The organism is Streptomyces sp. NPDC002809 (assembly GCF_040295435.1).
GTDB lineage: Bacteria > Actinomycetota > Actinomycetes > Streptomycetales > Streptomycetaceae > Streptomyces.
This window is the reverse complement of record NZ_JBEOVJ010000017.1, coordinates 21,726-38,332: the sequence shown is the minus strand read 5'-3', so window position 1 is coordinate 38,332 and position 16,607 is coordinate 21,726. Positions and strand designations below refer to the sequence as shown.

Below are 16,607 nucleotides of genomic sequence, written 5' to 3'. Positions count from 1 at the left end.
TCTCCGGCCCGCTTGAGCGGACGGCCAGGCTCCACCGCGCCCGGCCGGGTGACGTCGTGAGGATCCTGCTCTGCCCGCTCAGCGACGGCGGCTACCTCTACCCGGTGATCGCTGCCGGGCGTGAGCTGACGCGCCGGGGTCACCACGTCAGTGTCCTGGGCCGGCCGAGTGCCGCGCCCGTCGCCGCCGAGGCCGGACTCTCCTTCATGACGGCGGAGGACTACGGGGGCCCGCGGGCGTTCTCGGCCGCCTGGTGGGGAACGACCGGCCAGGCGCAGTACCTGGCGACCGTGCGTGCCACCCGGGAGTCGGGAGCCGATCTGCTGGTCACCTCCGTCCTGTGCAACGGGGCCCTGCTCGCCGCCGAGGTGCTGGACATTCCGGTGGTGGTGGTCGGCCTCTCGGCCCATCTGTGGGACTACCGGTCGGGCGGGGACGGGGAACCGCAGCTGGGCAGGACCCGCAGGAGCCGCACCGGCGAAGGGCTGCGCCTGTACGCCGAGTTGCGGGAGCAGGCGGGTAAGGCCGCACGCGCCTGTCGGTGGGGGGGCAGCCCGCTCCTGGGTGACGCGTTGCTGCTCCGCGGCGACCCGGCGCTGGAGCACCCGGGCGCAGAACTCCCCGAGCGGGTACGCCACGTGGGACCTCTGGCCTGGGAACCGGCCGCCGATCCGGCCGAGGTCGCGAGGGTCGAGAACCACCTGGAACGGTCTGGCAAACCCGTCGTCTACGTCCACATGGGCCGCTTCTTCGGGGGCAGGAGCCTGTGGCCCCTGCTCAACGCGGCCTTCACCGGCGGCCGGTTCCAGGCCGTGGTCGAGCAGGGCCGGTCCACGGACCCGCAGCCCGCGCCTGAAGCCGATCTCATCCTCGTACGCAAGCCGTGGATGGGTCCGCTCATCGACCTGGCCGGCCTGGTGCTGACCAACTGCACCTCCGCCCCGGTCCTGGGCGCCCTGCTGCGCGGACGGCCCCTCGCGGTCTCGCCCAACGGTGCCGAGCAGCCGCTGCTGGCGGGCGCCTGCCTGCGCGCCGGTGTGGCGGCGCACATCCCGAACGCCCCGTCCGAGGAGTCGTCCGCCGCGCTGGAGCCGGTGTGGGACGACGAGGGCCTGCGGACCAGGGCGCGCGCCCTCGGCAGCCGACTGGCCGCGACAAACAGCGCCGCCCTCGCGGCCGACATCGTCGAGCGGACGGCCCAGGCCTCCGCCACACCGAAGGAGGGTCATGGGTACGCGATCAGCCGGCCTTGAGGAGACCGCGAAACGTCTGTCCGCGGGCACACGGCAATGGGTGGGGCGTCACGCCGACTACCTGGGTTCACCGGCGGCCCACGCAGAGCTGCCGACGACCCCGCATGTGAAGGCGCTGCTGCAACTCGCGCTGCTCTGTCGTTTCTGGCGCAGGATCGCGCCGGCGGACGTCGGCCTCCTCTCGCCGGCCGCTGTGGTGGAACGCGCCTGGAGGCGTGCGGACTTTCCCCGTCTGGTCACCGCCGACCCGAGGTACGCGCGGCAGTTCCAGCTGATGTATGCGGCGCTGGCACCGGCCGGGGCCGTTTCGGACGCGTACCGCGTCGCGCCGGCCCGGCTGGAGACCGACGGCTTTCTGGCACCGCGGCGGAAGTCTCCGTATCTCCACCTGGAGACCCGGTTCTACGCCGATCTGGCGGGCGTCGGGCACCGGTTGGCTTCCTACCGGGAGCTGTACGCGTGCAGTCTGCTGGCTCGGGCCTCCACCCTGCGGGTGGCGGACCTGGACGTCTGCGAGATCACGCACACCGTCTTCCACCTCAGCGAGTTCGGGTTCCGTGATCCGGGGCTGACCCCTGGCGAACGGCAACGGGCGGTGCGCGTCGTGGAGAGCCTCACGGAGCACTGCGTACGGCAGGGCGCGTGGGACTTCACCGCGAAGCTCGTGCTCGCCCAGTACTGCCTGGGTGCCGATCCGCTGAGGACGCCTTCGGGAGCGGCCGGCATCCGGATGCTGGCGGACGCGATGTCGCCCGACGGTGCGATTCCGGGGAAATCCCTGACCGAGCGAGCAGCGCCGACCGCGACGCCCGTGGCGTTCTTCCGGCGTGCCTACCAGTCGACCCTCGGTACGGCCCTGGCGATGCTGATCGTCACCGATGGCCGGTCAGACGAACTCACGACAGCGGGTGTATCAGCGATGGGGAGTGTGCGATGAGCCTGGACCAGATATCCCGTACCGGGGGCGAGCGCCTTCTGCGTGGCAAGCGGAACTGGTGGTTCCTTGGCGCCGGTGGAATCGCCCGCCTGGGCTCCCGGCACCTGACCGCCGACGGGGCGCTGCTGCCCGAGACGGAGCGCTGGCTGGACGAGAAGGGGCTGTTCAACACCAGTCCGGTCCGTTCCTACGCGCTGACCGTCCTCACCAGCACCCATTGCAACCTGGGCTGCGGATACTGCTTCCAGAACACCGCCCAGGACCCGGCGGGCGGCGGACGCCCGCCCCGGATCGCCCGGAGCCGGCTCACCTCGAAGACGATCACCTCGGTCCTCGACTTCACCCGGCGGCAGATGGCCGCCGCGGACCTGGAGAGGCTGCGGATCCTCCTCTTCGGTGGCGAGCCCCTGCTCAATCCGCGGGGCTGTCTGGAACTGCTGGAACGGGCCGCGGACATCGGGCAGACATCGGCCTGGATGATCTCCAACGCCACGCTGCTCACCCCGCGACTGGCCCGGCAGCTCAGCGACCTCGGACTCGACTCCGTCCAGGTCACCTTCGACGGCGACCGCCCCGACCACGACCGGATCCGGATCGGCAGGGCGGACGGCGGCGGGACCTTCGACACGATCATCGGCAACATCGTCGGGGCCTCGGAGGCCGCACCGGTCCGGTGGACCCTGCGGGTCAACGTCTCCCAGGAGAACATCCACGGGATCGACGGCCTGATCGACCGTCTCGCCGCCGCGCTCGACCCCGCCCGGTGCACGCTGTACTTCGCCCGGGTCGGCGACGTCGGCATCGGATACACCAACGACCTTCAGACGGCCGAGCTCTCGGCCGCCTTCGTGCGGTGGCAGCGCCGGGCTCTCGGCCTCGGCTTCACCGTGACCCGCCCCGGCGCCCGTCGGCCCTGCACCACCTGCGGTCACTCCGGCGGACGCTACGGGGCGGTGGTGAGTGCGGACGGGACGCTCTCCAGTTGCTGGGAGACAGCGGGCAAGTCCGACTGGGAAGTCGGCACGGTAGCCGACGGATACGTGTCCGGCGCGAAGGCAGATGACCGCTGGATCGCCTGTGAGGATCTCTACCGCTACGACGAGGGAGCACGGGCACTCGCGGAGTTCCGCGACACCGTCGACACGGCACTCCTCGACCACCTGGACGAGACGGGGCGCCTGTGACCACGACCTCCCCCCTCGACCGGCTCGCCGACGGCGCGCTCGACTGGCTGGAGGGAAACCTGGACCACTTCGACCCGTACTCGTCGAGCGCACCGTCGGCAACGCACACGAAGGCGAAGGCGGCACTGGAACTTGCGCTGCTCTGCCACTGCGCGACACGCCTGGACAGCGTCCCCGACTCGCTGACGGGGGCTGCCGACCTGATCCGGGCACTCTGGCGGCGTCCGGACTTTCCGGACCTCTTCGACGTCCACCCCGGGCACGCTTCCTCGTACTGGCTGATCTACACGGCACTCGCCCCCGACGGGGTCGACGGCACGCCGATGCGTCTGAGCCCCGGCTTCCTCTCACCGCACGGGAAGTCCGCGTACCAGCGCATCGAGATCCGCTACTACGCGGACAAGGCCGGTGTCCGCCACGGGATCGAGCCGTACGCCGACCTCGTCGCGCTCAGCCCGCTCGTCGCGCACGCGGCCCCGGAGCCGGAGGCCGCACACCCCGAGCACACGGAGCCGCTCGCGGCTCCGCAGGCGTACGCCCTGACGCACACCGCCTTCTATCTCGGCGACTTCGGCCGGGCCGACCCCGGGCTGACCGACGACGTCACGGCGAACGCGCTCGGCCTGGTCCGCCGCATGCTGGACCACTGTGTCGCGCACGACCGGTGGGACCTGGCCGCGGAACTCCTCCTCACGGAGTTCATCCTGGGCGCCCATCCGCTGCGTACACCATCGGGAGCCGCGGCCGTGGAGTGCCTGGTGCGGGCCCAGTCGCCCGACGGCTCGATACCCGGCCGGTCGGCCGCGCTCAGGGCCACGGGGTCGGACACGGCGGGGGAATTCTTCAGCAAGGCCTACCACACGACCCTGGTCACTGCCCTTATGGCCCTGATCGTCTCGTCGGGGAGGACGTCATGACAGCGCGTCTGGTGCTCATCAACCCCGACTACACCCGGCTCTGGTTCGGGCAGGCGGTCTCGTCCGTCGGGGACGCCGTCTTCAGCACCACCCTGGTGCTGTGGGTGGCCACCGTGCTGGCGGAGGGCCGGAGTTGGGCCCCGATGGCGGTCAGCGGCGTCCTGCTGGCGACGGGCATATCCGTCCTGGTCATCGGTCCGCTCGCGGGCGTGTTCGTCGACCGCTGGGACAGACGTCGCACGATGCTCCGCACCGAGGTGGTCCGCGGCGGGCTGGTGGCCGTGCTGACCGCCCTGTCCTTCCTGCCGGTCGACGCCCTCCCGGTCGGGGTCTGGCTGGCAATCGTCTACGCGACCGTCCTGACGCTCAACGCGGCGAGCCAGTTCTTCACTCCGGCGCGCTTCTCGGTCATCGGTGATCTGGTGACCGGGGAGGCCGACCGTGCCCGGGCGGCGGGCATCGCCCAGGCCACCGCCCAGACCGCCTGGATCATCGGGCCGCCCCTTGCCGCGCCGCTGCTCTTCACCGCCGGCCTCCAGTGGGCGCTGCTCCTCAACGCGCTGTCGTACGCGGTGTCCTACGTCGTGATCCGCTCCATCGGGGCGGACCGCCGAGCGGCCGGCTCCGAGAAGCCCGGCGGCGGGGATACCGCTCAACCCAAGAGCCTGCTGCGGGAGTTCGCGGAAGGCATCCGCTTCTTCCGGCGCAGCAGGTTCCTCGTCGCGCTGACCGTGCTTGCCGTCATAGGCCAGTTCGGGACCGGCGCCCTGAGCACCCTCAACATCTTCTTCGCGACCGACAACCTCCATATGCCCGTCCACCTCTACGGCTACATCGGTACGGCCATGGGGCTCGGCGGCATCGTCGGCGCGCTGTGCGCCGGGCGTGTGGTGCAGTGGATCGGGGCGAGCCGCACCACCTGGGCGGGCCTCATCGTGAGCGGCCTCCTTCTGTTCGTCTACTCCCGGCAGACGGGCTTCGTCGGAGGCGTCGTCCTGCTCTTCGTCTTCACCGTTCCCCTCACCATGCTGAACACGGCGATGGCACCGCTCCTGCTCGACGCCGCGCCTGCCGAGTTCCGGGGCCGCGTCGTTTCCGTGTTCTACCCGGTGACGCGGCTGGCTTCGATGCTCTCCGCCGTGCTGTCCGGCTGGCTCGCCAGCTCCGCGTTGCGGGACGTGGGGGGCTCCGTCGCCGGTATCCGGTTCGGCCCCGTCGACACTGTGTTCGCGATGTCCGGCGCCCTAGTCGTCCTGTCCGGCGTCTACGCCTGGGCCGCTCTCCCGCGCGGGGAGGCCGGCGCCGGGCCGGCCGCCGCACCGGGCGAGTCGGTGCCCGTCGCACCCCGTGGGAGCGCCCAGTGATCAGAGGGCGCGGGGCTCACGGTCATCCGCCGCACGCGGCCGCCCCACTTCACCCTCGGCCGGATGCGGGACCTGCTCGACGCGACAGGCCGCCCCGACGCCGCTGACGATCCGGACGCCGGCGAGCGCGATGGCCCGCTGGGTCGCGTACGCGGGTACGCACGGGCCCCTGCAGAGCAGGCCACCGGGCTTCCGCGTCCAGCCCTCCCGGGCCCAGGACGGCGCCGGCGCCCTGCGCGCGCGTCTGCCGCAGGAGACCCCGCCCGCTTCCGTACGGCCCTGATCGGCCGCGGCGCCGACGGCCCGGTAGACGCCTTGCTCCCCGTCCGCCCGCCTGCCCGCCGCTCCTCGCACCGGCCCGCCGGAGGCGTAGGGGTGGGCCCCCGTCCCCGTAGGCCGGAGGTCCGCAGGACCGCCGACGCCGTGGAATCGGCGGCACACCGACCGCCTGCGCCTCAACCGCCGTGCGGGCCCTGCGGCGGCATACCGTCGAGCAGCACGTCCCGCAGCGCGTCCACCAGCTCCAGACCCCGCACGCGAACCTCCGCCGGCGCCTCGTCGCGCCGGCGTTCGGTGACGACCGCGAGGGCCGCCGCGGCCTGGCGGGCGAAGAGGGCGAGCAGATCGAGTTCGGAGAGGCTGGACCGGGACTGCTCCACGGGGTCGAGCACTTCGAGCACGCCGAGAATCCGGTCGCGGTGGGCCAGCGGCGCCGCCATCAGCGCGTCCGGCACATACCCGGTCGATTTCGCGACGTCCCGTGCGAACCTGCCCTGTTTCCTCAGGTCGTCCGCGACCATCGGCTCGCCCGAGACGAGCACCCAGCCCGCCAGCCCCCGGCCGGCGGGGAACCGGGAGCCGACGAGGGACTGCTCGCCCTCCCCGGCCACCGCCTGGAAGACCAGCTCGTCGGCGTCCTCGTCGTGCAGCAGGACGGAGCTGGCCGCCGCGCCGAAGATGGCGCGCGCGGTATCTACGACGGACTGCAGCAGATCGCGCTCGGCGCTGCCGGCCTGTGTCGCGGGGCCCACGTCGGTGGCTGGGACGAGGCCGTGGTACTGGCTCATGATTCACCTCGGGTTTCGGGTTCGCCGATGCGTACGTTCGCGGCGGAGAGGTAGAGCGCGTGCTTGATCTGGAAGGGCGTCAGCTTCGGCCTGCTGCCGAGCAGCCGTGCGCACATCCCGCTGATGAAGGGGGTGGCGAAGCTGTTCCCCGTGGTGCGGATGGTCCTGCCGCCCGTCCAGGCCACCTGCACGTTCTGGCCGGGTGCGAAGAACTCGACGGGTGGTGCGGGGTTGTAGAGGAAGAGCCCGGAGTCGTCCTCCCGGTGCGTACCGACCGAGATGACCGACGAGAACCGCCAGGGGAAGCTCTCCACCGGAGTGTTGTGGGCCGACGCCACCAGCGTGGTGCCGGTGAAGAATGCCTGGTCGGCCAGGGACCTAAGCGTTTCGAGGAACTTCGGACGGGTCGTGGACAGGCTGAGGTTGACCACGTCGAAGCCCTGGTCGACGGCCCAGCGCAGCCCCGTGAGCAGGGCGTCGCCGCTGCCGGTGAAGCCCTCGCCCAGCACCCGCACGCTGTACAGGTCGCAGCCCGGTGCCACGCGCCGGACGATTCCGGCGCACGCCGTTCCGTGCCCGCAGCCGTCGCCGGCGCCGTCGGGCAGCGGACCGCTGTCGATGACGCGCAAGGTCCCGTCGGGAGCCGGCGCCACCTCGTAGGAGCCCTGGACCGTGCCGACCGAGGGATGACCGCACTCCACCCCGGTGTCGACCACACACACGCGCACGCCTCCGCCGTCCGACCACGCCGAGGGGTCGGCGGGCAGCGCCTGCACCGTGTCGGCGAACATCGTGAGGTCCTCGGGGGCACGGTCGCGCAGGCTCCAGGTGAGCCTCCCTGCCATCCCGGTGGTCATGTGGTCCCGCCTTTCCGCCCGGCCGGGCGTTCGGTGCTCCGGGCCGCGGCCGCGCTGTCGTCGGCGAACACGGCCGCGCGGTCCGCGCCGAGTCGGTGTCCCTTGGTGGTGAAGTGCCGTTGCGCCGTACGCGCCTCCCGCGCGGCGTCGCCGGGGAGATCCAGTGTGCGCAGTGTGTGCGCGCGGTCGAGGGCAGCGGTGCCGCGGACGACCGGGGAGTCCGTGTCACCGGCCGCGGCGGTCGCCCGGTCCGCGCAGGCGCGTGCGGCGGCCGGCTCCCCGGCGAGAGCGAGGGCGCGGGCCCGCAGCCCGTGGGCGTCGGCGGACTCCGCCGGGGGCAGGCCGGACTCCTGAGGGTCCGGCAGGGCCAGCGCCTGCGCCGGTTCCCCCCGGTCAAGCAGGATGCGGGCCCGTTCGCGGGCGATACCGGGCAGCGCACCGGTGACGCCGAGTTCACGCCCGGCGCGGGCGGCCTCGTCCAGCAGGGCGAGCCTGCGTTCCGGAGTACCGGTCAGGGCCTCGACCTCGGCGGCGAACAGCGGGACGAACAGCGCGCTCTCGGCGTAACCGAGGCCGCCGGCGAGCCGCGCCGCCTCGGCCAGCCGTTCGTGAGCCTCGTCGTGGCGGCCCTGGAGGGCCAGGAGTACGGCCAGGGGGCAGGCCAGGGTGGCCCGGACGGTCGGCCGGCCGGCGCCGTGGGCCGTCAGAAGTTCCTCGCAGCGGGCGACGGCACGCGCGACCGGGGTCGGCCCCCGCCACAGGGAGATGCCGACCGCACCGAGCGCCAGGGCCCGTTCGGGTTCGGCGTCGGCGCGGCCGGCGTGGTCCAGGGCCCGGCTCAGCAGTGCCTCGGCCTCGGCGTGCCGTCCGCGCCGCTGGCGGTCCTGGGCGATGCGGACGCAGGCCCGGGCGATGCCCTGGTCGTCGCCCGCCACCGTGAAAAGTGCGAGCGCGGCCTCGGCCACGTCGGCCGCGGACCCGTGCCGGGGATCGAGGGCGGTCAGCGCGAGCCGGGCGTGGGCGGCACCCAGCCGGTCACCGGCCCGGTCCGCCGTGTCGAGGGCGCCTGCCAGCAGTTCCCGGCCGCGCACCGGCTCGCCGCGGGCGACCTTCGTCTCGCCGAGCCGGCGGGCGGCCTCGGCCGCGGCGGGCTCGCCGGGGGCGGCCAGGTCCAGGCCCTGGGTGAGGAGGTCGTCGGCCCACGGCAGGTCGGAACGGGCCAGGGCGGCCGCGCCGGCCCGGGTGAGGAGTCCGGCGGCACGCGCACGCAGCACGTCGGTGTCGTCGTCGCGTATCCCCAGTTCGGTGAGCAGGCGATGGGCGCGGGCCAGGTGGGTGCCGACGGCCGCCTCACCCGCCTCGTGCCGGACCAGCACGCCGGCGGCGTGTTCGTGACGCCGGGCACGTACCTTCTTGGCCATCCCGCGATAGGCGGTCTCCTGCACCAGAGCGCTGCCGAACCGGAGTACGGGGCTCGCGGCCCGGGTGCGGCCCCCGGACTCGATGAGCCGCCGCCGTACGAGGCCGCGCAGCAGACCGGCGGCGGACTCCGGGGGGCCGGAGTCCTCGGCGGCGGCCAGTTCGGTCAGGTCGGCGCGGTGGAAGTCGCGTCCCAGGACGGCGGCCAGTTGCAGCAGGGTCCGCTCCTCGGGAGGCAGCGCGTCGATGCGGGCGCCGAGCAGGGCGTGCACGGTGAGCGGCAGGTCGTCGCCCTCGGCGGCCATGGCGGTCAGGTGCTCCAGGTACAGCGGATTGCCTTCGGCCCGGTCGAGGGCGCCCTCCAGCACTCCCTGCCGGTGGGCCGCCACCTCGACCAGTTCACCGGCGAGGACGGCGGCCTCCTCCCGGGTGAGCGGCGTGAGCATGAGTGACGCGGAACGCATCCGGCCGCTGCCCCAGCCGGGGTGGGTCTCCAGCAGCTCGGGACGCGCCGCGCACACCAGGGCGACGGCCGAGCGGTCGAGTTCGTCCAGCAGCCGGTCCGCCATGTCGAGCAGCGGCGCCGATGCCCAGTGGCAGTCGTCCAGCACGAGCACTACGGGCCGCTCCCGGGCCAGTCCGTCCAGTAGGCAGGCCAGCGCCATGAGGGTGTCGTCCGTGGAGGGGCTGGGTGTCCCGTCCGTGAGCAGACCGGTCCGCAGCAGGCTCAGCGCCTGCTGCGCCTCCGCCCGTTCGTGCCCCGGCAGCCCTGCGAGCGCGGCGTCCTCTCCGACCGCGGCGAGTACCTGGCGTACCGCTTCGGCGAGTGGTGCGAGGGTGCCGGTCTCGCCGTACGGGCGGCACCGGCCCTCCCCGTACGCCGGGCAGTCCCTCAGCCATTCGCGCAGCAGGCGCGTCTTGCCGAGCCCCGCCTCGCCGTACACGGTCATCAGATGCGAACGGGGTTCCGCCGCCAACTTGCGTGACAGCAGCCGAAGTTCGGCCAGCTCCTGCTCACGTCCGATGAAGGGGGTGTCGAACCGGCGCACCCGCTCCGGGTCGTCCTCGTGCAGGGCCACCAGGCGGCGGGCCGGGACGGGTACGCCGACCCCCTTGAGGGACAGCGATCCGGCTGGTTCGGTGACCGCCGAGGGCCCGGCCGCGCGCAGTGTGGCGGGGCCGATCAGGATCTCGCCCGTGCCGGCGTGCTGTTCGAGCCGGGCGCCGATGTTGACCACCTCGCCGGAGACCATGGCCTGCCGGGCGCCGGGGTCGACGCTCACCACGACCTCGCCGGTGTTCACGCCGATGCGGACGGCGAGCCGCACCCCGTGCTCCCGCTCCAGCTCGGTGTTGAGTCCGTCGAGGCCTGTGACCATGGCGCGGGTGGCGGCCAGGGCACGGTGGGCGTCGTCCTCGTGGCGTACGGGAACACCGAAGACCGCCATCACGGCGTCACCGATGAACTTCTCCACCGTGCCGCCGTGTTCCTCGATCCGTGCCCGCATCAGCGCGAAGTACCGGAGCGTCACCGTGCGCAGCGTCTCCGGGTCGAGCCGGCCGGACAGGGCCGTCGACCCGACGAGGTCGCAGAAGACCACGGTCACCACCCGCCGTTCCTCGGCCGTGGCGGAACCGGCCGCGGCGACGCAGGCGGTTCCGCACCGGGGGCAGAAGGCCGCACCGTCCGGCGGTGGTTCGGGGCACCGGGGGCAGCTCATCCGTGCGATCCCGGTCATCAGAACAACGCTCCGCCGGCGATCTCGCTGTGTGCCTGCACCTCCGGCTCGGCGGCGTCCAGCCGCTCCTTCAGGCCCAGCAGCAGGGTCAGTTCCTCCTCACTGAGGTCCTGGAGCACCTCCCGCTGCTCGGGGGAGAGACTGTGCAGTGGGAACCCGGCGTCCTCCAGCACACGGAGGCGGTCGCGATCCTGTGCGTGCTCATTCATGGAGGCTCCCCGATAGGGTTGGTCCCGTGGCGATGCGGTCGAACAGCTCAGCGAGGGCGGCGACCGTGTGCAGTGCACTGACGGCGACCAGGGAGCGCTGCGCGCGGTCCAGAGGCAGTCGGCCGATCAGCCGGTCGAGGTCGGCGCTGTGCCCGTCGTCGAGGTCCGCGTGGAGGCGTACGGTCTCGAAAGCGGCCTGCGGCAGCCCGGTCTCACGCGCCAGTCGGCCGGCCAGCCCCGGCGCCGGTGCGTTGCCCTCCAGTACCGCGATGTAGCCGAGCAGGGCCACCGGATGGCTGTGCTCGATCCAGTAGTACTGCGCCCCCACCAGAGCGGCGACGCAGGACGGCGGGGCGGTGTCGGTCAGCTCGCCCGGCGCGGCCCCGGCTGCCGCGGCGTCGGTGAGCAGCCAGTCGTCGTGGCCCCGTTCCTGTTCGGCGTGCGCCCGCAGGTAGCGGGCGAGTGGCGGCGCCACGGGGTCGCGCGGCAGCAGCTCGCACCGGGCGGCGGCCCGCTCCATCAGGGGAACGGAGGCGCGGATCACCTGGTGCATGGACCGCAGATAGTCCCGGTACCGGCCGGGGAGCCCCGCGTCGGAGCGCCACATGTGGGCGGCGGCGGACCGCAGCACGGGCTGCACGAGCGACAGTTCGAGTCGCAGGCCCGCGACGGCAGTGGGGCTCATGCGGGACGCTCCTCGTCCCCGTGCCCGCCGAGCAGCACGAGTGGCGCATACCGTCCGCTTCCGTACCGCCGCAACAGCGCCGCCGCTCCCGCGTCGCGCTGGAGCCGGGCGCCGAGCGCGTCCATCGCGCCGGCCGCCGGCCGGGACCCGGCCCGCGCGGCGGCTTCCAGGGCCGCCGGCCGCACGGCCAGAGCATGGCAGTCCGCACAGGACCCGACGCCCGCGGTACGGATGGTGCGCAGCACGGGCGACTCCTGACAGCGGCGCCGGATCCGCGTCCAGCCGTCCACGGCGATGTGTCCCAGGCGAAGGTGTTCCGGCATGGGGCGGGCGTCCACCACGCGCTGGTTGCAGCAGGCCGTGACCGTGCCGTCGAAGGCCACCACCGGCCAGGCCGCCATCGCGCAGGGAGCCGGCGGTCCTCCGGCGCCGTCGAGCGGGGCCTCCCGGGCGGCCGCCCAGGCCGCCGCCCGCCCCACCGGCCGGACGTGATTGACCAGTACGGCCGCCCGGTCCCGGAACTCGGCCCGTATGGACGCGGTGATGTCCGCGAGATAGGGATCATCCGCCCCATTACCCACCACGTGAAAACTCACGCCGATTCCGCTTTCCATGATGCGATGGACCGCGCGGAAAGCCGCTGCGCGCGGCACTTCACGCTCATGGAATACGTCGATGCTCGCCGAGAAATGGGCGACGTGCCGAAGTGCGCGCATGATGCGGGCGGGTATCCGCCCGTCGGCCGCGAAGAACATGCCACTGAGCACAGACGTCCGCGTTCCGGCGGACGCGGCGAGCGACGCGAGGTCACCCACGAGCGTGGGCCGCAGCAGCGGCTCACCGCCCGTGAGCATGAGCACCTCAGGACGGTCCCCGGGGGTGAAGCCGCCGACGAAGCGGCGCAGCGCCTCGGCGGGGGTGTCCTCACCCCGCGGCCCCGACGACGTGGAGCAGTGGGCGCAACTGAGCGGGCAGCGCCTGGTGAGGGTGGCGAGCAGCCCGGCAGCCGGCACCGGCCGCAGTTCGATGATCTCCGCCAGTCGCATCGCGTCACCTCCGTAGGTCACCGGGACATGCGGCGCCAGGGTGCGCGGAAGCGGTTCGGTGCCGGTTGGCACCCGGTTCGGTGCCGGTACACGACGCATGGCGGCCCGTGGGCGCGGGTCCCGCGCACGGCCTGCCGATTCGCCTGACTATGCACGTGTCCTCACCTTTTGTCCCGGCGGGTGCGTTGCTGCATGCACCTTGAGCCACCCCCGGGCCCATAGCCCAGCCATCCGCTTGTGACCATGCTGTGAAGAACGGAGGGAATTCCATCTAATTCCCGACGCATTCACGGCTCCTTGCGGATTCGCTCACCCCCCCGACCGCTCCCCGGAGGCTTTCGTGTACGCAATTGTTCTCTTCTCCCGGAACTCCGACGACACCGGCTGGGGAAGGGGCTGAGATAAAATGACCGACACCTTCACGGAACGCCACAACGGGACGGCGGGTCCCGGGATTCCGCGAGAGCACGAGGGCGCCGTCGGCGCAGGAGTCGTCGCCCCTCTGCACCTTTCCCTTCTCGGTCCGCTGCGAGCGTCCCGCGGCGGTCTGGCGTTGCCTCTGGGTCCGCTGAAGCAGCGCCTCGTTCTGGCAGTCCTGCTCACCCGGCCGAACACTCCTGTGTCGCTGGAGGAGCTGACCGACGCCGTCTGGCCGGACGATCCGCCCCGCACCGCCCGCAAGAACCTCCAGGTGTACGTCTCGGCTCTGCGCCGGGTGCTCGACCCCGACGACCTCGGCCGGCTGCGCCACGGTCCCGGCGGCTACGTCCTGCACCTCACCGCGGACGAGTGCGACGGTCTGCGGTTCGAGGAACTGGCCCGGCGCGGCGATGCCGAGGCACGCGCGGGAACTCCGAGCCGCGCCGCCCGGCTCTACCGACAGGCCCTGGACCTGTGGCGGCATGATCCCTTCAGCGATCTCGCCGCCCGCGCCGACGTGCTGCGTGCCGCTGTCGACCGGCAGCACGCCCGTCGGCTGGCCGTCTACGAGGCTTGGGCGGAGGCGCAGCTGGAGACCGGCGACCCGGCCCCGGTGGCCGACACCGTGGACGAGATGGTGAGCCGCCACCCGCTGCGGGAGCGGCTGCGCGCCGCCCAGCTCACCGCGCTCCACCAGGTCGGGCGCAGGACGGAGGCGCTGGCCGCCTACGACGAGTGCCGCCAGCAGCTCTCCCGGGAACTGGGCCTGGAACCCGGTGCGGCGCTGCAGTACGCCTACCGCTCCCTGCTGGAGGACGCGGCCCCTCCCCGCCCGCGCGGCGGAGCGACCGGGTCGCGGCTGCTCCCGCCGGACCTCGCCGACTTCACCGGGCGGACGCGGGAGCTGGACGCCGTCACCGCACAACTGGGGCGTGAGGGCGGACCGCCGGTACTCCTCACCGGCCCGGCAGGCGTCGGCAAGACGGCGCTGGCCGTGCGCGTCGCGCACCGTCTTGCCGCGCGCTACCCCGACGGCGTGGTCGCCACCCGGCTCTGCGCCGAGGACGGCTCCACCCGCCCGTGGACATCGGTGCTGGCGGAGCTGGCCCGTTCCCTGGGCTGCACCGAGCGGTTTCCCTCCGACCGGGAGGAGGCAGCCACCGCCTGGCGCTCCTGGCTGTCCGGGCGCCGGATCCTGCTGCTGCTGGACGACGTTCCCGACGCCGCCGCCCTCGGCCCGCTGCTGCCGCCGTCGGGCCCCACCGCCGCGCTGGTCACCTCCAGGAGCCGGCTGCCCTGTCTGGAATCCGCGCACCGGACCGAACTTCCGCCCCTGTCCGCCGAGGAGGCGCTGGACCTGCTCGGCGGAATCATCGGCAGGACCAGGCTGGCGGCCGAGCAGCCTGCCGCCGTACGCATCGCCACCGCCACCGGACTCCTCCCGTTCGCCCTGCGGGCCGGCGGGAACCGGCTTTCGGTGCTGCGCCACATGCCGCTCGGGCAGTACGCGGACCGTCTCGAACACCCTTTGGAGGCCCTGGACGAACTCGCGGCCGGCGGCCTCGGTGTCCGTGCCCGTCTCGCGGGCGCCTGGGCCCGGCTGGCCGTTCCCGCCCGCGACACCCTCCATGCCCTGGCCGCGCTGCCGGACCCGGCCTTCTCCCTGTCCACCGCCGCCCACGCCCTGGGCCTCGACGGACGGAACGCTCAGCGCGCCCTGGAGAACCTGATCGACGCCGGTGTCCTGGCTCCACCACTCGGACCCGACGTGACCGCGCACACAGCAGTGGGAGAGGACGCCGCGCACACAGTGACAGGAGAGGAGGCCGTTCACTACGAACTGCCTTGGCTCACCCTGCTGTTCGCGCGAGAACAGGCAGCCGGGCCGGGAGTGCGGTGCTAGGGCCACGTCAGCCGGGTCGTACCCGGTCCGCGCCGGAACCGGGATCCGGTCCCCGGACCGGGCCGGCCCGGCCCGGTGCCGTCCGCCCGGCTCAGGGCCGAGCCGGGCGGAGGACGCCGGAGCAGCCCGCGCCGCAGCGGGCGCAAACGGCGGGCAGCCACCGGCGGTTCCCTCCTGTGCGGTGGTCAGGCGCCGCCCGCGGCCGCCGCGGCGGGACCGGAGGACTGCACCCGTGCCAGATAGCCGGCCTGGAAGCGGCTGGCCGCCCCCAACTGCTCCATGATCTCCGCGATGTGCTTGCGGCACGTTCGCAGCGACATGCCCAGCCGCCGGGCCACCATCTCGTCCTTCATCCCCTCCGCGAGCAGCCTCACGATGGCCTGCTTCACCTCGTCCCGCGCCGAACTCTCCGTCCAGGCGGGGTGATAGGGCTCGGCCAGCGACCAGGTGTGGTCGAAGGTCGCGCACAGGTACGCCACCGTGGACGGCTCCTGGATGACGATGGCCGCGTCCAGGTCGTCCTGGTGAGGGATGAACACCGTCTCCTCGTCGAAGGCGACCATGCGGCCGAACAGTTCGCTCATCGTCCTGATCTCGGCCCCCTCGTCGGTCATCCGCCGCGCGTACTCCTGCGTGGGCAGGTGGTAGCGGGCCGTGTGCTGGTACAACGTGCGCATCCGCACACCGCGGCGCAGCATGTCCCGGTCCCGGATGAACGCCTGCTCCAGCAGCGTCGGGGAGCGGCCGCCGCCGGGATGGCAGGTGCGGACCTCCTGCCGGCACCGCATGGTCGCCTCGGTGATCATGCCCACGACGGTCTTCAGGTCGGTGACCTCCGTCAGCGGCGCACGCCCCTGCCATCGGCGCCGTCCCTCCGCGTAGAACGGTGCCAGGAGCGCCAGCTCGCCCCGCAGCTGGTCGATCTCGGCGAGCTGTCTGCGCAGCCCCGCCTCCTTCGGCGCGACCAGCGCGGCGATGGCCGCGTCAGGGGCCACCGGCACCAGCCGGTCGGAATCCTCGGGCAGGTACCGCAGCAGCAGCAGTTCGGTCAGCGTCACCACCGCCGAGGCCGCGCAGCCCTCCGGCAGCCCGAGTTTCGCGCCGAGCGTCTTCGCGTCGCACGATCCCTGATCACTCACCCACCGGAACACCCGGACGGCATCCTCGGACAACTGCGCGCCGGAAGACGTCCTCCCAGCCGTTCCGCGGAGACCCGCTAACTTGTCGTCCTCACCTATGCCGCCCATCCAACCCCCTCATCAGCCAGATGGCTCCACTCTCACCCATACAGATGTCTATTGTTCAGATGCGCGGTAGATATTCCCAGACCCCCTGGAAGGAATCACCGTGGAACGAACCAAAGGGGCAATCACCCTGCTCCTGGGACTCGTCACGCTCCTCCTCAGGGGCCGGGTCCGCTTCCGGCGCCACCGTGCCGGTGGCGACGCGGGCACGGCCCGCGAGGTGCTCAACCAACCCCCGCGACCGGTACGGAGCGACGATGACGACGCACCGTCCGTACCCACGCCGCACTGGTGACCGGGTGACCGGCCCATGTCCGACGGGTCCCGCACCCGAGACAACCCGTGTCCCCGGAAGCCCCGACG

14 protein-coding genes are annotated in these 16,607 nt (G+C 72.8%); 7 read left to right on the top strand and 7 right to left on the bottom strand.

What is annotated here, in order from left to right:
• The first annotated feature begins 56 nt into the window (after positions 1-56).
• The 5 genes from ABT025_RS13575 to ABT025_RS13555 are packed head-to-tail and all read left to right on the top strand — an operon-like array spanning position 57 to position 5,655.
• Complete coding sequence (locus ABT025_RS13575; protein WP_350993335.1) at positions 57-1,253, top strand: glycosyltransferase; 1,197 nt, start codon at positions 57-59, stop codon at positions 1,251-1,253.
• Entirely contained in the window at positions 1,228-2,190 is a 963-nt protein-coding gene (locus ABT025_RS13570) for a DUF6895 family protein (protein ID WP_350993333.1), read from the top strand. The genes ABT025_RS13575 and ABT025_RS13570 overlap by 26 nt, the downstream gene beginning before the upstream one ends.
• Entirely contained in the window at positions 2,187-3,374 is a 1,188-nt protein-coding gene (locus ABT025_RS13565; protein ID WP_350993331.1) for a radical SAM protein, read from the top strand. The genes ABT025_RS13570 and ABT025_RS13565 overlap by 4 nt, the downstream gene beginning before the upstream one ends.
• Entirely contained in the window at positions 3,371-4,291 is a 921-nt protein-coding gene (locus tag ABT025_RS13560; protein WP_350993329.1) for a DUF6895 family protein, read from the top strand. Before ABT025_RS13565 ends, ABT025_RS13560 begins: the two co-directional genes overlap by 4 nt.
• Positions 4,288-5,655, top strand: a complete 1,368-nt coding sequence (locus ABT025_RS13555; RefSeq protein ID WP_350993327.1) for an MFS transporter — start codon at positions 4,288-4,290, stop codon at positions 5,653-5,655. The genes ABT025_RS13560 and ABT025_RS13555 overlap by 4 nt, the downstream gene beginning before the upstream one ends.
• A 455-nt stretch (positions 5,656-6,110) precedes the next feature.
• Here ABT025_RS13555 and ABT025_RS13550 read toward each other — a convergent pair whose 3' ends face one another.
• Genes ABT025_RS13550 through ABT025_RS13525 form a run of 6 tightly spaced genes read right to left on the bottom strand, consistent with a single transcriptional unit; the run spans position 6,111 to position 12,677 of the window.
• A complete protein-coding gene (locus ABT025_RS13550) occupies positions 6,111-6,722 on the bottom strand; it encodes a GAF domain-containing protein (RefSeq protein WP_350993325.1) in 612 nt (203 codons plus the stop codon).
• Positions 6,719-7,579: a S8 family peptidase gene (locus ABT025_RS13545; RefSeq protein ID WP_350993323.1), complete on the bottom strand. Its 861-nt coding sequence runs from the start codon at positions 7,577-7,579 to the stop codon at positions 6,719-6,721. Before ABT025_RS13545 ends, ABT025_RS13550 begins: the two co-directional genes overlap by 4 nt.
• Positions 7,576-10,737 (bottom strand): AAA family ATPase, encoded by a 3,162-nt coding sequence (locus ABT025_RS13540; RefSeq protein WP_350993321.1) that lies wholly within the window; start codon positions 10,735-10,737, stop codon positions 7,576-7,578. The genes ABT025_RS13545 and ABT025_RS13540 overlap by 4 nt, the downstream gene beginning before the upstream one ends.
• The gene (locus tag ABT025_RS13535; RefSeq protein WP_350993319.1) at positions 10,737-10,946 is read right to left on the bottom strand and encodes an aroma-sacti cluster domain-containing protein; all 210 of its coding nucleotides are present in this window, start codon (positions 10,944-10,946) and stop codon (positions 10,737-10,739) included. The genes ABT025_RS13540 and ABT025_RS13535 overlap by 1 nt, the downstream gene beginning before the upstream one ends.
• Positions 10,939-11,631 carry an iron-containing redox enzyme family protein gene (locus ABT025_RS13530; RefSeq protein ID WP_350993317.1) on the bottom strand — a complete coding sequence of 231 codons (693 nt, stop codon included), beginning with the start codon at positions 11,629-11,631 and terminating at the stop codon, positions 10,939-10,941. The genes ABT025_RS13535 and ABT025_RS13530 overlap by 8 nt, the downstream gene beginning before the upstream one ends.
• Positions 11,628-12,677, bottom strand: a complete 1,050-nt coding sequence (locus ABT025_RS13525) for a radical SAM protein (RefSeq protein WP_350993481.1) — start codon at positions 12,675-12,677, stop codon at positions 11,628-11,630. The genes ABT025_RS13530 and ABT025_RS13525 overlap by 4 nt, the downstream gene beginning before the upstream one ends.
• Before the next feature lie 406 nt (positions 12,678-13,083).
• Here ABT025_RS13525 and ABT025_RS13520 point away from each other — a divergent pair, with 406 nt between their 5' ends.
• On the top strand, positions 13,084-15,000 hold the full coding sequence (locus ABT025_RS13520) for an AfsR/SARP family transcriptional regulator (protein WP_350993315.1): 1,917 nt from the start codon (positions 13,084-13,086) through the stop codon (positions 14,998-15,000).
• A 185-nt stretch (positions 15,001-15,185) separates the two neighbouring features.
• On the opposite strand, the gene ABT025_RS13515 is transcribed toward ABT025_RS13520, so the two are convergent.
• On the bottom strand, positions 15,186-16,139 hold the full coding sequence (locus ABT025_RS13515) for a helix-turn-helix transcriptional regulator (protein ID WP_350993313.1): 954 nt from the start codon (positions 16,137-16,139) through the stop codon (positions 15,186-15,188).
• A gap of 208 nt (positions 16,140-16,347) precedes the next feature.
• On the opposite strand from ABT025_RS13515, the gene ABT025_RS13510 reads away from it, so the two are divergent.
• Positions 16,348-16,539 carry a hypothetical protein gene (locus ABT025_RS13510; protein ID WP_350993310.1) on the top strand — a complete coding sequence of 64 codons (192 nt, stop codon included), beginning with the start codon at positions 16,348-16,350 and terminating at the stop codon, positions 16,537-16,539.
• The last annotated feature ends 68 nt before the right edge of the window (positions 16,540-16,607 follow it).